Below are 13,097 nucleotides of genomic sequence, written 5' to 3' on the forward strand. Positions count from 1 at the left end.
CCGAACCGCCGCCGCCAGGATGGGTACAGGTGATCAATCGGGCACGGAGCTGGGAGAACGAACTGATGGGATCGGGTCGGACGGTGGCGGTCTTCGGCGCGTACGGACACACCGGGCGCTTCGTGGTGGCGGAGTTGCGCGCCCGCGGGTTCGTCCCGCTGCTCTGCGGACGCGACGCGGACAAACTGCGGGCGCTCACGGCGTCCTGGCCGGGGCTCGACACCCGGCCGGCCTCGGTCGACGATCCGGCCTCACTCGACCGCGCGCTGGCCGGCGCGGCTGCGGTGGTCAACTGCGCGGGGCCCTTCGCCGTGACCGCCGCGCCGGTGATCGAGGCGGCACTGCGCGCCGGGATCCCGTACGTGGACGTGGCGGCCGAGGTCGAGGCCAATCTCGACACCTTCACGCACTTCGCGGATCGCGCCCGCGCCGCGGGAACGGTGGTGGTCCCCGCGATGGCCTTCTTCGGCGGCCTCGGCGACCTGCTGGTCACCGCGGCGATGGGCGACTGGACGGCGGCCGACGAGGCGCACGTCGCGTACGGCTTGAGCGGTTGGCACCCCACGGCCGGGACCCGCGCCGCGGGCACGGTCTCCCGGCAGCGCCGGGACGGCCGGCGTGTCCGCTACCGCGACGGGCGGCTGGAGTACCGCGACGACGCCCCACCGACCCTGAAGTGGCCCTTCCCCGACCCGATGGGGATCCGGGCCGTGATCGGCGAGTTCACCATGGCCGACGTCGTCACCGTCCCCAGCCACCTGGCCATTCCCGAGGTGTGCACCTACATGACGGTCGAGGCGGCCGGCGAGCTGGCGGCTCCGGAGACATCGGCGCCGACCGCCGTCGACGATCGCGGCCGGTCCGCGCAGACCTTCCTCGTCGACGTCGTCGTGCGCTCCGGCGGCGAGGAACGGCGCGCCGTGGCGAGCGGCCAGGACATCTACGCCGTCAGTGCGCCGCTCGCGGTGGAAGCGGTCCACCGCATCCTCACGGGACGGACCAGGACGGTCGGTGTCGCCTCCGCCGGCGCCGTCTTCGACGCGCCCGGCTTCCTCCGCGCGCTGTCCGCGCACATCTCGCTCGACCTGCCACGGTAGGGCCGATCCTCCGCGGCCCCAATGACATGATCGGTCCATGCCCGTGATCGAAGTGGTACGCGGTGACATCACCCGCGAGGAAGTCGACGCCATCGTCAACGCGGCGAACGAGTCGCTGCTGGGCGGCGGTGGCGTCGACGGGGCGATCCACCGGGCGGCGGGACCAGGCCTGGCCCAGGCGGGCGCCGCTCTCGCGCCGTGCCATCCGGGCGAGGCCGTCGCCACCCCCGCGTTCGACCTGGATCCACCCGTACGCCACGTCATCCACACGGTCGGTCCGGTGTGGGAGGGCGGCGGCCACGGCGAGGCGGACGTCCTGGCCTCGTGCTACCGGCGCAGCCTCCAGGTCGCCGACGAGATCGGCGCCCGCCGCGTCGCCTTCCCCGCCATCGGCACCGGCGTCTACGGCTACCCGTCCGACCAGGCGGCGACGATCGCGGTCACGACGATCAGGGCGACACCGACCGCCGTCGAGCACGTCCGCCTGGTCGCCTTCGACGACGCCACGTACCGGCTCCTGGCAGCAGCCGCGTCGGCCGACTGAGCCGGGCCCGGCCCACCCTCGCCAGAGCGCCGTTGCTGTGCCGCGCTGCTCCACAAGATCGAAAAGGCCGTCTCCGACTGGCGGAAACGGCCTGAACTGGGTGGAGTTGAGGGGATTCGAACCCCTGACCCCCTCGATGCGAACGAGGTGCGCTACCGGACTGCGCCACAACCCCTCCGCCGGCGGACCGGCATCGGTCCCACCCGGCTTTCACCGGGCGGGCCGGCGCCAAGGTTAACAGGTTCACCGCCCCTGCCGCGAACCCACCCCCCGCGCGCCGCTTCGCCGGGCCAGACCGGCCGCCGGCCACGCTGACGCACGGCACGCCGCATCCAGGCGAGAACGGTCAGCGGGCCGGAGCCGACGCGGCCCGCCCGTCGGTCAGGCCGAGTGGGAGCCGCGACCGGACTGGTAGGGGCGGCCGCGCAGGCCGCCCGAGCGGCGGTAGGAGACGGAGCCGCCGTTGGCCGCCGCCGGCAGGTCCGCCGGCCGGTCGAGGCCCATCGCGGCGCGGCGTACCACCTCGCGCTGGGCCGCCAGGCGGCGCTGCGCCTCCCGGCGGGCCGCCGCGCGCCGAGCCTGCTCGCGCCGCACCTCGGCCTGCCGGGCGGCCAGCCACGCCGCCTCCCGGGCCCGGGCCCGCCGCCGCCGGCGATCGGCCACGGCGAGTCTGCGCAGGTGTACGACGTACGCGACCAGCAGGGTGGCGGTGACCCCGAAACCGATCCAGAAGCCGGGGCTGACCACGACCACGCCGATCAGCTCGACGAAGTTGAGCAGCAGCAGCGCGGCGAGCACCCGGCGGCGCCGGTAGACGGCGGGGGCGTGCTGTCGGCGGGGCGACGGCCGACGGCGGCCCTTGCGGGGGGCCGACGGCACGGCGCGCAGCCGCTTCGACCGGCGCGCGACGGGGGGCGCGGAAACGGGCGCGGAGAGCCCACCGGTGCTCGCATCCTCGCTGAGGGTGATGACGAGGCTACGGGGCGGATGCACCGGGCGGCGCCCCGGCACAGTACGGCGCCGCCGGCGGCGCTGGAGCACCCGCGCCGTCGACTGCGCCCGCTCCGCCACCAGCCGCTCGGTGGCGTCGTACCGGCGAACCAGCGCCGGGGCGAGGGCGAGCAGGCCGGCGGCGGCGAGGACGGCGAGGAGCACCGAGGTCGGCACCCTCACCCCTCCCGTCACCGAATTCGGAGCAACCACCGCCCGGCCGCAGGATCTTCCACCGATGGTGGTCGGATGCGCGGATCGTACGGATGGAGCAGCGCTTGCCACAGCTTGCAGTTACTTGAGGTTACGGGCCGTGGACGCGGATGCTGACACGCCGCGCCGATCCCGTGCGTGGGACGGCTCACCCCGTGGTGGCGCGGACCCGGTGCCAGCGGGCCAGCAGCCCTCCCTCGGCGGCGACCTCCTCGCTGGTCATCGCGTATCCGATGTGGTCCCGCCACGCACCGTCGATGTGCATGTAGCGCACGTGGTACGACTCCTCGCGGAAACCCAGCTTCTCCACCACCCGCCGGGACGGCCGGTTCTCGGGGCGGATGTTCACCTCGACCCGGTGCAGCCCGCCCTCGCCGAACGCGTGGTCGACCGCGAGCGCCAGCGCGGTGGGGATGACGCCGCGACCGGCCACCCGGGAGTCCACCCAGTAGCCCACGTACGCCGAGCAGAACGCCCGCCGCACGATGCTGCCCACGTTGAGGTGGCCGACCAGCCGCTCCCGGCCGCCCTCGCGCAGGCAGACGGCGAACGGCATCCCCTCGCCGATGCGCGCCGAGCGGCGCTGGTCGCGGTACACCCAGCGGAACGCGGCCGGCGAGTTCAGCTCGTGCCAACTGCCGGGGATGGACGACTCCCACGGCGCCAGCCACTCCCGGTTGGCGCGACGCACCTCCGACCAGGCGGCGGCGTCCGAACGCCGGTAGGGCCGCAGCAGCACCGGCCCGTCGGTCAGCACCGCCGGCCACCCCGGCGCCCGCCCGACCCCGAACAGACTCACGGACCAGACCTTCCGCTCGCGATCGAACCCACCGATGCCCGGGCGACCCCCGCCGGGCCACCCCTTCCGCTCGCGGCCGAGCGCGCGCTCCGCGCGCTCACCGGCGCCGGTCCAGCAGGAGGACGTCCACCGTGGAGCCGGCCGCCGCGGTGGTCACCCGCTCGCCGAGCACCATCAGCCCGTTCGCCTCCGCCAGCCCCGAGAGGGTGTACGGGCCACCGTTGAGCGGCTGCACCGTGTAGCCGCCGCCACGCCGCTCGGCGACGTGCGCGGGACGGAACTCGCGCAGCCCCACCGGGGACGAGATCGTCTCCAGCAGATGCGCGCGGACGCTGGGCCGGAACACCGGTTCCGCCCCGGCCAGCAGGTTGATCGCCGGACGGGCCAGCACCTCGAAGCCGATCAGGGCCGAGCCCGTGTCGCCGGGCAGGCACACCACCGGCACCTCCTCGGCGCCGACCGTGCCGAAGCCGAGCGAGGTGCCGGGATAGAGCGCGACCTCGGTGAAGGTGACGGGGCCGGCCCGGCTGCCCTCCCGGCGGGAGAGGATCCGCCGCACCATGTCGCCCGGCCCGGTGCCGGTGCCCCCCGTGGTGATGATCAGGTCGGCGCGCAGCGTCTGGTCCTCCAGCAGCCCGCGCAGCCCCTCCGGATCGTCGTCGCAGATGCCCACCCGGTACGCCAGCGCCCCCACCTCGGCCGCGGCGGCCGTCAGCGCGTGCGAGTTGGCGTCGACGGTCTGGCCGGGCTGGCTGCCCCGGCCCACGTCGACCAGCTCGTCGCCGGTGGCCACGATGACCACCCGGGGGCTGGGCCGGACCACGACGTGCCCGATGCCGGTGGCGGCGAAGACGGCCACCAGCGCCGGCGACACGTAGGTGCCGGCCCGGGCCAGCAGGGTGCCGGCGGGCAGCTCCTCGCCGGCCCGGCGCACCCCGTACCCCCGTTTGGGGACGCGGAAGATCTCCACCGCGGCCATGCCCTGGTCGGTCCACTCGACCGGGACGACCACGTCCGCGGCGAGCGGCAGCGGCGCCCCGGCGGCGACGGAGAAGCAGGCGCCCGGGGTGAGCCGGACCGGCCGCCAACTCGCCGCGCCGAGGTCGCCGACGACGTTGAGCCGGACGGTGCGCCCGCCCGGCCCGCCCGACTGGGACGGGACGTAGCCCACGCCCCGGCCCCCTCCGGAGATGTCCTCCCAGCGCGCCGCGTACCCGTCCACGGCCGCCTGGTCGAAGGCCGGGAAGGAGTGCGGCGCCACGACGTCCTCGGCGAGGACGTTGCCGTGCGCCTGGGTGAGGTCGAGGTCGAGCGGAGGCAGCGCGCGTAACCTGCGCAGCACGCTGCCCAGGTAGTCGGCGAGCGGCGTCAACTCGTTCGCGGCCGCCTCGGCGTCGGCCGACGCTGTCATGTACCAGTCACGCCCGACGCGTCGGTGTTGACGAACTCGGCCAGCCACTTGCGGAACTCGGCGCCGAGGTCGTCGCGCTCGGCGGCGATCTGCACCACGGTCTGGAGGTAGCCCAGCGGCATGCCGGTGTCGTAGCGGGTGCCCCGGTAGACGATCGCGTGCACCGGTGTGCCCTCGTTGCGCAGCAACTCCATCGCGTCGGTGAGCTGGATCTCCCCGCCGCTGCCCGGCTCCGTCCGCCGGATCGCGTCGAAGATGCTGGCCGGCAGCACGTAGCGGCCCAGCACCGCGAGGTTGCTCGGCGCGTCCTCCGGCTTGGGCTTCTCCACCATGCCGGTGACCCGGACGACCTCGCCGATGTCGGTCAGCTCCGCCTCCGCCGGCTCCACCGAGGCGATGCCGTAGCGCTTCGTCTCGGCCGGGTCGACCTCGAAGAAGGCCAGCACCACGCCGCCGGTGCGCGCCTGGAGCTCCAGCATGGCCGGCAGCAGCGGCTCGGCGGGCTTGACGAACTCGTCGCCCAGCAGCACCGCGAAAGGCTGGTCGCCGACGTGCGACTCGGCGTAGCCGACGGCGTGGCCCAGGCCGAGCTGCTCGGGCTGGCGGCAGGTGTAGATCTCGGCGAGCTCGCTCGGGCCGCGTACGGCGGCCAGGCGCTCGGTGTCGCCCTTCGCCTCCAGCCGCGCCTCCAGGTCGGGGCGGCGGTCGAAGTGGTCGACCATCGAGGTCTTGCCCCGACCCGTGATCAGCAGCACGTCACCGATGCCGGCCTGGGTGGCCTCCTCGACGATGTACTGCAGCACCGGGCGGTCGACCACCGGGAGCAGCTCCTTGGGCACCGCCTTCGTGGCCGGCAGGAACCGGGTGGCCAGACCGGCCGCCGGGATGACGGCCTTGACCGCGCGGGAGCGACCGGTTGCGGCGGTCGCCGTTGAGGGGTTCGCTGAGTGCTCCGACATGTCGCGAGACTATCGGCCACGGCTCTGTCGTGGAGGGTGAGGACCGGAAGACGCGCCGCCGCAGGGACCGGGCCGCACCGGGTCGGGCGCGGCCGGCTCGCTGCCCGCGGTGGTGTCGGCGGGATCGGCCGGTTCGGGGTGGGCCCGCACCGGCTGGCGGGGGGCGCCGGCGCGCGGCATGCCGTCCTCGGGGGTCACCGCCGCGGCCGGGACGGGGATCTCCCGCGCCGGCGGACCCGCCCGCTCCTCGGCGATGCGCCAGGTGTCCCGGCCGGCCGCCTTCGCGGCGTAGAGCGCGTCGTCGGCGGCGTCCAGCACCTGCTGGCCGGTGCCGCCGTGGTCCGGGTGCACGGCGATGCCGATGGAGACGGTGACTCCGATGGCAACGGCCGCGCCGCCGTGCCCGCCGGCGGCGATCGGGGCGTCGCGGACCGCCGCGCCGAGCCGCTCCGCGACGATCGCCGCGCCCCGGGCGTCGGTCTCCGGCAGCAGCAGCACGAACTCCTCGCCGCCCTGCCGGAAGGCGAGGTCGACCTCGCGGATCTCGCCGCGCACCCGTCGGGCGAACTCGGCCAGCACGGCGTCGCCGGCCGCGTGCCCGTAGGTGTCGTTGACGGCCTTGAACCGGTCCAGGTCGAGGGCGAGGACGCTCAGCATCCGGCCGAACCGGGTCGCCCGCTCGACCTCCCGGCGGATCGACTCCCGCAGGTAGCGGTAGTTCCACAGCCCGGTGAGCGGATCGGTCAGCGAGAGCCGCTGCGCCTCCTCGTGCACCCGGACGTTGTCGACCGCCACGGCGGCGTGACCGGCGAAGGTGCGCAGCGTGACGAGGTCGTCGTCGTCGAACTCGTCCGCGCCGAGCCGGTCGTAGAGGGCCAGCACGCCGAGCGCACCGGTGGGGACGGCGGGCTCCGGTCCGGGGCGGAGGGCCGACCCGTCGCGGGCGGTCGCGTCGGTCGGGCCGGGGGCGGCGAACGGCACCGCGATGTACGTGCGGCAGACCGGCTCCCCGGGCGGCGCGGCGGAGGGCTCCACCCGGCCCCGGCGCGGCTCCCCGGTGGCCGCGACCGCGCCCACCACGCCGCTGCCCAGCGGCACCCGCAACGGCCCCGACCCCTCGTCCGCCGCCCCGGCCTCCGCCAGCCCCTCGGTGCACTGCGCGACGAGCACCCCGCCGTCGTCGACGAGCAGCACCGCGCCGGCCCGGGCGCCGGTCGCGGCGATCGCGCTGTGCAGGATCACCCGCAGGATGCGTTGCAGGTCGTGCGTGCTGGCGAGGGTGTCCCCCAGCACGGCGAGGTGCCCGCGCAGCTGGTCCCGGCTGCTGGTCAGCGCCGCCACGTAGGTGCCCGTCTCGCGGGTCATCCGGTTGAAGGCGCCGGCCAGCCGGCCGATCTCGTCCCGGCTGCGCACCGGCACCCGGGCGGTCAGGTCGCCGCGCGCCACCCGGTCCACCGCGCCCGCCAGCTCGACCAGCGGGCGGGTCGTCACCCGGGCCAGCCGCCAGGCGACCACCAGGGCCAGCAGGGTGGCCACCAGCACCGCCGAGCCCAGTGCGACGTACAGGCCGCGGGGGCGTTCGCTGGGCACCGAGAGCACCAGCGGCAGGGGTTGCCCGGAGGACGGGCCGACCCGGCGGACGTACCGGCCGTCGGGCGTCTCGGTGACCCGCTCGCCGTGCAGCGTGCCGGCCGCGGCGAGCACGGCGTCGCGTACGGCGGTCGACTCGGTGCTGTGGGCGAGCCGGACGGGCGCCGAGGCGTCGTCGAGCAGGGTGACCGCCACCCCCGTCACGGCCGCGAGGCGCGCCACGAACGCCGGGTCGACCGGCTGCGCGGCGGTGACCGCGCCCAGCAGCCCGCCGGCCCGGTCGTGCAGGTCGGCCCGGGCCGCGAGCGCCCGCACCGGCCCGGCGACCGGTGGGCCGGCGCAGTCGCGCCACGGCTCGGCGGGGCCGCCGGGCGTGGCGTAGGTGACCCGGCCGGCGACGTCGGTGACCCGCACGGCGGCGGCCAGGTTGCGGCGGACGGCCTGGGTCGCGGCGGCCGGACGGTCACTGGTCAGGGCGACCGCGTCGGCGGCGGCCCGCAACTGCTGGCAGAGGGCCGCGACGGAGGTGCGCACGGTCGCGGCGGCCACCGCCAGCCGCTCGGTCGAGCGGCTGGAGTCGACCGCCGCCACGGTCGCCCCGACGAACATCACCCCGAGCACCACCGGGCCGAGCGCCACCGCCAGGAAGGCTGTGGTCAACCGCCCGCGTAGCGTCACTCGGTCCCCCCGGAAGTTCCGCCGCCGTTGCTTGCGATGCTGACACAGAGCCACCAGGGGACAAGCGTTGCGTCAGGAGTGTTGCGTGCCCGATTTTTCTCATGGAGCGGAAGAGGCGAAGCGGGATGCGCGCGCCGCCGTGCTCGCCCGCCGCCGGGCGCTGGGCGCGCCGCAGCGGGCCGACGCCGCCGGGCGCGTACAGGCCGAGCTGGTGGCTCTCGTACGCCGGCTGCGCCCACCGAGGATGACGGCGTACGTGCCGGTCGGCTCCGAGCCGGGCGGGCCCGACCTGCCGGCGGTGCTGCACGCGGCGCTGCCGCCGGGTGGGGAGCTGCTGCTGCCGGTGCTCCGCGACGACCTCGACCTCGACTGGGCGGCCTGGAGCGGGGCGGACGACCTGGTGGCCGCCGGGCGGGGGATGCGCGAGCCGGCGGGGCCGCGACTGGGGCGGGCGGCGGTCGCCGGGGCGGCGCTGGTGGTGGTGCCGGCGCTTGCCGTGGACCGCCGGGGGCGGCGGCTGGGCCGGGGCGGCGGCTCGTACGACCGGGCGCTGGCCCGGGTGCCGGCGGCGACCCTGACCGTGGTGCCGCTGCACGACGGCGAGCTGGTGGCGGCGCTGCCCGCCGAGCCGCACGACCGGCCGGTGCGCGCGGTCGTCACGCCCGCCGAGGGGCTGCGTACGCTGGACGCCGCCCCGGGTGTCACGGACCACACTTCCGCTGGACGAATCCGGGGGCGATGACGCACCATTGGCACTCGAATACGTCGAGTGCCAACCGGCCGTGCCCAGATCCGGAGGAGAACGTGCCCACGTACCAGTACGCCTGCACCGCGTGCGGTCACCAGCTCGAGGCGGTGCAGTCCTTCTCCGACTCGCCGCTGACCGAGTGCCCGGCGTGTGAGGGACGGCTGCGGAAGGTCTTCAACTCCGTCGGCATCGTGTTCAAGGGGTCGGGCTTCTACCGTACGGACTCGCGCTCGTCCGGCTCGGACACCGCGAACAGCGGCGCCGCCGCCAAGCCGGCGAAGTCGGAATCGTCCTCCGGCGGCGACTCCGGCTCGACCGGCTCGTCGTCGGCGGGTTCGTCCTCGTCCTCGGCGGGTTCGTCCTCGTCGGCGGGCGCGGGCGGCTCCTCCGGCGGCGGGGGCAAGACCCCGGCCGCCAGCACTTCCTGACCCACCCCACGGGCGGGCCGGGTCAGTCCCAGTGCGGGGGGCGCTCCGCGAGCAGCCAGTCGTCGTTGCCGCCGGAGCGCTCGCCCCACCCCCGGTCGGTGTCGTCGGCGGTCTGCTCGGGCAGCACCACGAAGTCGTCGCTGAGGTCGACCGTGCGGTCGTCGTCGCCGCGTACCGCCGGGGTGCCCGGATCCTCGGTGATGCTCACGAGCGGCAAGACTAGCGCAGCCGCCACCGGCGGGACCGGCGACGAACCGCCGGGCCGACGCGTCCGGCCGGTCGGCGGGCCACGGCGTTGGTAGCGTCGGACGGCGTGACGACCCCCACCTCCGGCGGCGCCCCGGACGAATACTGGCGGCGCCCCGACGCCTCGCCCGAGCGGCCCACGGGCGCGCCGGCGGGGTCGGCCGCGTCGCCCCCGGTGCCGGGGAGCGGCTACGCGGGCCCGCCCGCGACCACCCCGCCCCCGGCCGGGTGGCGCCCGCCGGTGCACCTGCGACCGCCACCGCCCCGGCGACTGCCGCCGCAGGACATGGCGGAGATCGACGCGGCCGAGCAGCGGGCCCAGCGGCTCACGTACGGCGTGGGCACGGTGGCCGTCGTGGTGCTGGTGATCCTCGTCTGCGTGCTCTGCTCCCGGCTCGTGTCCTGACCAGGTACGGGCCGCCGCCGTCGGCGGGACGTCAGAGGGTGTTGCCCCAGACCGCCTCGGCCCCGGAGTGCCCGGTCAGATAGACGTAGACGAGGCTGACGACGCCGAGCGCCACCACCACGACCGACAGCGCCGGGGTCACCCAGGACGGCAGCTTCGGCACCCGCCGGTGCCCGCTCGTCACGAACAGCAGCAGCAACGACGCCACGGCCAGCGGCAGCACCCAGCGGAACAGGATGTCGCCGTAGCGCGAGTGCGTGAAGATCTGCTCCACGATCGGGCCCTGCATGCCCCGGGCGACGAACGCGTCGGTCAGCTCCTCCCCCGACTCGACGGCGACGAAGGCCGACACCGGCGCCACCACGGCGAGGATCGCCACCGCCCAGTCCAGCCGCGTCCGGAACCGGGGCAGCGCCACGTACGCGGCGGAGAGCAGGGCCAGCAGCGGCACGAGCACGACGACCGCGTGCACCACCAGCACGTGGGCCGGCAGACCCAGGATCTCCTTGAACATCCACACCTCCGGCGGTACGCGGTCGCGGGCTGCCAGCGTACGGTGCGCCGGCGGGCCCGCCCAGATCGTCTCGACCGGGAACACGCGCCCGGGGCCGGTCCGGTTCACCACTGCCGCACGGCCCAGCCCGGACGGCGACGCCCCGCCCGGTGCGGCCTGCCGGCGACCGGGCTGTGGCCGGCGCCACGCTGCCGCGGAGGCCGGTTGTCGCTCTCCGGGCCGCGTGCTGTCATTGGCAGATGCCCGGTGGTGAGGAACTGCTCCGGTCGAGGGGCCTGCGGGTCACCCGGCCGCGCCTCGCCGTGCTCGACGTGCTGGCCGCCGGCGGTCACCTGGAGGTCGACGAGATCACCCGCCGGGTCCGCCAACGCCTCGACTCGGTCTCCACCCAGGCGGTCTACGACGTGCTGGGTGCCCTGTCGCGGGCCGGGCTGTCCCGCCGCATCGAGCCGGCCGGCAGCCCCGCCCGCTACGAGGCCCGGGCCGGGGACAACCACCACCACGTCGTCTGCCGGGGCTGCGGCGAGATCGCCGACATCGACTGCGCGGTCGGCAGCGCGCCCTGCCTGGACCCGGACATCGCCCACGGGTTCGAGGTCGACGAGGCGGAAGTGACGTTCTGGGGCCTCTGCCCCACCTGCCAGGCCCGCCGCTCCGCCGACGACTGACGCCCGACGGGCCTCCGCGCGGGCGGGCGGCGGCGGGGCGTGGCACGCTTGGCCGGTGGACTCCGATGACCTCGGCCTCTTCGGTCCGGGTTCGGTCACGTGGAAGGTGCACGAGGAGCCGATCCTGATCGTCGCCGGCCTGCGTTCTCTCTATCTCCAGTCGCTGCATCCCCGGGCCATGGCCGGGGTCGCCCAGAACAGCAACTACCGCTCCGACGCCTGGGGCCGCCTGGTGCGCACCGCCACCTACGTGGGCACCACCATCTACGGCACCACCGCCGAGGCGGAGGCCGCCGGGCTGCGCGTACGCCGCCGGCACGCCCGCCTGCGGGCCACCGACCTGTTCACCGGGGAGGAGTTCCGCGTCGACGACCCCGACCTGCTGCGCTGGGTGCACGTCACCGAGGTCGAGTCGTTCCTCGACACGGCCCGCCGGGCCGGGCTGCCGTTGACCGCCGACGAGGTCGACGGCTACTACACCGAGCAGCGGCGCTCGGCCGCCCTGGTCGGCCTCGACCCGGAGACCGTCCCCGGCACCGCCGCCGAGGTGGCCGACTACTACCGGCGGGTCCGCCCCGAACTGCGGATGACCCGCGAGGCGGCCGAGACGGCGCTCTTCCTCACCGCGCCACCGATCCCGTGGAAGCTCAGCCTGCCCGCCCGGATCGGGCTCAACCTCGGGCCGCCCCGCTGGGCGTACTTCGGCATCGCCGGCACCGCCCTCGCGCTGCTGCCGGCCTGGGCCCGGCGGATGTACGGCGGGCTGGGCCTGCCCACGACCGCGCTCTCCGCCGACCTGAGCGTCCGGGCGCTGCGGCTGACCCTCGCCACGTTGCCCCGCCGGTGGCGGGAGGGCCCGTTGCAGCAGGCCGCCAAGGAACGCGCCGCCCGGCTCACCGGCACGCCGGTCTGAGGGCAACGGCTGGACGGCTGCCGACTCGGGCGTGCCGGGCCGCTCAGTCCTGGCCGGGCACCGGCTCGGTGACGCGCTCGACGGCCGCCCACGGCTCCTTGCCCGGGGCCTGCGCCCCCACCGGGCAGGTGCGCCGGTAGTCGCACCAGCCGCAGCGTGGGCCGGGCGTGGTCGGGAACGCCTCGTCGGGGTCCTCCCCGTCGGCCACCGCCCGCTCGGCGGCCATGATGTCGCGGGCGGTCTCCTCCGCCCGGGTGAGCTGCCGGGCCAGGGACTCCACGGTGTGCTCGTGCGCGGCCACGGTGCCCGTCGGCAGGTGGTGCAGCTCCACCCGGCGGCACGGCCGGCGGAACACCCGCTCGGCGGCGTACGCGTAGAGCGCCAGCGCCTGCGAGCCGCGCGCGTCGTCGGCGTCCAGCCCGGTGCGGCCCGTCTTGTAGTCGACGATCACCAGCTCCGGGCCGTCGGGCCCGGGGCGGGAGTCGATCCGGTCGGCCCGGCCGTTGAAGGCCAGCACGGCGGTCTTGACCGCCACGACGCGCTCCACGCCGAGCGGGTCGACGCCGGGCTCCAGGGTCTCGACGTAGGACTCCAGCCAGCCCAGGGCCCGGCGGTAGGCCGCCCGCTCCTGCTCGTCGTCGCGGTAGCCCTCACGCACCCAGGTGCCCTTGAGCAACGCGGCGAGGGCCTCCGGCCGGCGCCGCTCGGGGCTCAGCGCGTACCAGTTCTTCAGGGCGGTGTGCACGCTCGCGCCGAGGGAGTTGTGCGCCCACGGCGGGCCCTTCTGCGGGGCCGGACGGTCGACGTAGGAGTAGCGGTAGCGCCGGGGACAGTCGGCGTAGGCGCCCAGCTTGCTGGGGGTGCAGACGAAGAGCCGTTCCGGCATGCCCTCG

General features: G+C 75.7%; 15 protein-coding genes and 1 tRNA gene. 7 read left to right on the plus strand and 9 right to left on the minus strand.

The genetic code is table 11. The annotated features are described in order from the left end of the window. Window positions 1–65: 65 nt before the first annotated feature. Together GA0070610_RS23865 and GA0070610_RS23870 are read left to right on the plus strand one after the other, a co-directional pair. A complete protein-coding gene (locus tag GA0070610_RS23865) occupies window positions 66–1,097 on the plus strand; it encodes a saccharopine dehydrogenase family protein (RefSeq protein WP_089003696.1) in 1,032 nt (343 codons plus the stop codon). A 37-nt stretch (window positions 1,098–1,134) separates the two neighbouring features. Continuing rightward, on the plus strand, window positions 1,135–1,641 hold the full coding sequence (locus GA0070610_RS23870; protein WP_089002123.1) for an O-acetyl-ADP-ribose deacetylase: 507 nt from the start codon (window positions 1,135–1,137) through the stop codon (window positions 1,639–1,641). A 101-nt stretch (window positions 1,642–1,742) separates the two neighbouring features. Here the strand turns inward: GA0070610_RS23870 and GA0070610_RS23875 are convergent. The 6 genes from GA0070610_RS23875 to GA0070610_RS23900 form a co-directional block, all read right to left on the minus strand. Further along, window positions 1,743–1,816: transfer RNA gene (locus GA0070610_RS23875), tRNA-Ala, on the minus strand. Between the two features lie 206 nt (window positions 1,817–2,022). Beyond that, window positions 2,023–2,814: a divisome protein SepX/GlpR gene (sepX, locus tag GA0070610_RS23880; protein WP_172896581.1), complete on the minus strand. Its 792-nt coding sequence runs from the start codon at window positions 2,812–2,814 to the stop codon at window positions 2,023–2,025. Between the two features lie 178 nt (window positions 2,815–2,992). Further along, complete coding sequence (locus tag GA0070610_RS23885; RefSeq protein ID WP_392567341.1) at window positions 2,993–3,601, minus strand: GNAT family N-acetyltransferase; 609 nt, start codon at window positions 3,599–3,601, stop codon at window positions 2,993–2,995. Between the two features lie 139 nt (window positions 3,602–3,740). Next, the gene (locus GA0070610_RS23890; protein WP_089002126.1) at window positions 3,741–5,054 is read right to left on the minus strand and encodes a molybdopterin molybdotransferase MoeA; all 1,314 of its coding nucleotides are present in this window, start codon (window positions 5,052–5,054) and stop codon (window positions 3,741–3,743) included. Continuing rightward, complete coding sequence (locus tag GA0070610_RS23895; RefSeq protein ID WP_089002127.1) at window positions 5,051–6,013, minus strand: UTP--glucose-1-phosphate uridylyltransferase; 963 nt, start codon at window positions 6,011–6,013, stop codon at window positions 5,051–5,053. Before GA0070610_RS23895 ends, GA0070610_RS23890 begins: the two co-directional genes overlap by 4 nt. A gap of 9 nt (window positions 6,014–6,022) precedes the next feature. Then, on the minus strand, window positions 6,023–8,281 hold the full coding sequence (locus GA0070610_RS23900; protein WP_172896582.1) for a diguanylate cyclase: 2,259 nt from the start codon (window positions 8,279–8,281) through the stop codon (window positions 6,023–6,025). A gap of 85 nt (window positions 8,282–8,366) precedes the next feature. Between GA0070610_RS23900 and GA0070610_RS23905 the strand changes: the two genes are divergently transcribed. Together GA0070610_RS23905 and GA0070610_RS23910 are read left to right on the plus strand one after the other, a co-directional pair. Beyond that, window positions 8,367–9,023 (plus strand): 5-formyltetrahydrofolate cyclo-ligase, encoded by a 657-nt coding sequence (locus GA0070610_RS23905; protein WP_089002129.1) that lies wholly within the window; start codon window positions 8,367–8,369, stop codon window positions 9,021–9,023. Between the two features lie 62 nt (window positions 9,024–9,085). Then, window positions 9,086–9,457, plus strand: a complete 372-nt coding sequence (locus GA0070610_RS23910; protein WP_089002130.1) for an FmdB family zinc ribbon protein — start codon at window positions 9,086–9,088, stop codon at window positions 9,455–9,457. 22 nt (window positions 9,458–9,479) lie between these two features. Here GA0070610_RS23910 and GA0070610_RS23915 read toward each other — a convergent pair whose 3' ends face one another. Further along, on the minus strand, window positions 9,480–9,674 hold the full coding sequence (locus tag GA0070610_RS23915; RefSeq protein WP_089002131.1) for a hypothetical protein: 195 nt from the start codon (window positions 9,672–9,674) through the stop codon (window positions 9,480–9,482). Window positions 9,675–9,770: 96 nt separating this feature from the next. Here GA0070610_RS23915 and GA0070610_RS23920 point away from each other — a divergent pair, with 96 nt between their 5' ends. Next, entirely contained in the window at window positions 9,771–10,109 is a 339-nt protein-coding gene (locus GA0070610_RS23920; protein ID WP_089002132.1) for a hypothetical protein, read from the plus strand. Between the two features lie 31 nt (window positions 10,110–10,140). On the opposite strand, the gene GA0070610_RS23925 is transcribed toward GA0070610_RS23920, so the two are convergent. Next, the gene (locus tag GA0070610_RS23925; protein ID WP_089003697.1) at window positions 10,141–10,623 is read right to left on the minus strand and encodes a DUF2231 domain-containing protein; all 483 of its coding nucleotides are present in this window, start codon (window positions 10,621–10,623) and stop codon (window positions 10,141–10,143) included. Between the two features lie 239 nt (window positions 10,624–10,862). On the opposite strand from GA0070610_RS23925, the gene GA0070610_RS23930 reads away from it, so the two are divergent. Next, window positions 10,863–11,291: a Fur family transcriptional regulator gene (locus GA0070610_RS23930; protein ID WP_089002133.1), complete on the plus strand. Its 429-nt coding sequence runs from the start codon at window positions 10,863–10,865 to the stop codon at window positions 11,289–11,291. Window positions 11,292–11,346: 55 nt separating this feature from the next. Further along, the gene (locus tag GA0070610_RS23935) at window positions 11,347–12,204 is read left to right on the plus strand and encodes an oxygenase MpaB family protein (RefSeq protein ID WP_089002134.1); all 858 of its coding nucleotides are present in this window, start codon (window positions 11,347–11,349) and stop codon (window positions 12,202–12,204) included. Window positions 12,205–12,247: 43 nt separating this feature from the next. On the opposite strand, the gene GA0070610_RS23940 is transcribed toward GA0070610_RS23935, so the two are convergent. Beyond that, window positions 12,248–13,090: a RecB family exonuclease gene (locus GA0070610_RS23940; RefSeq protein ID WP_089003698.1), complete on the minus strand. Its 843-nt coding sequence runs from the start codon at window positions 13,088–13,090 to the stop codon at window positions 12,248–12,250. Window positions 13,091–13,097: the final 7 nt, after the last annotated feature.

The organism is Micromonospora echinofusca, assembly GCF_900091445.1.
Classification (GTDB): domain Bacteria; phylum Actinomycetota; class Actinomycetes; order Mycobacteriales; family Micromonosporaceae; genus Micromonospora; species Micromonospora echinofusca.

Bases quoted from the DNA above. Each gene is read 5' to 3' on its own strand.
- GA0070610_RS23925 (WP_089003697.1), bottom strand. From the start codon at position 10,623: ATGTTCAAGGAGATCCTGGGTCTGCCGGCCCACGTGCTGGTGGTGCAC.
- GA0070610_RS23890 (WP_089002126.1), bottom strand. From the start codon at position 5,054: ATGACAGCGTCGGCCGACGCCGAGGCGGCCGCGAACGAGTTGACGCCG.
- GA0070610_RS23930 (WP_089002133.1), top strand. From the start codon at position 10,863: ATGCCCGGTGGTGAGGAACTGCTCCGGTCGAGGGGCCTGCGGGTCACC.
- GA0070610_RS23870 (WP_089002123.1), top strand. From the start codon at position 1,135: ATGCCCGTGATCGAAGTGGTACGCGGTGACATCACCCGCGAGGAAGTC.
- GA0070610_RS23895 (WP_089002127.1), bottom strand. From the start codon at position 6,013: ATGTCGGAGCACTCAGCGAACCCCTCAACGGCGACCGCCGCAACCGGT.
- GA0070610_RS23940 (WP_089003698.1), bottom strand. From the start codon at position 13,090: ATGCCGGAACGGCTCTTCGTCTGCACCCCCAGCAAGCTGGGCGCCTAC.
- GA0070610_RS23865 (WP_089003696.1), top strand. From the start codon at position 66: ATGGGATCGGGTCGGACGGTGGCGGTCTTCGGCGCGTACGGACACACC.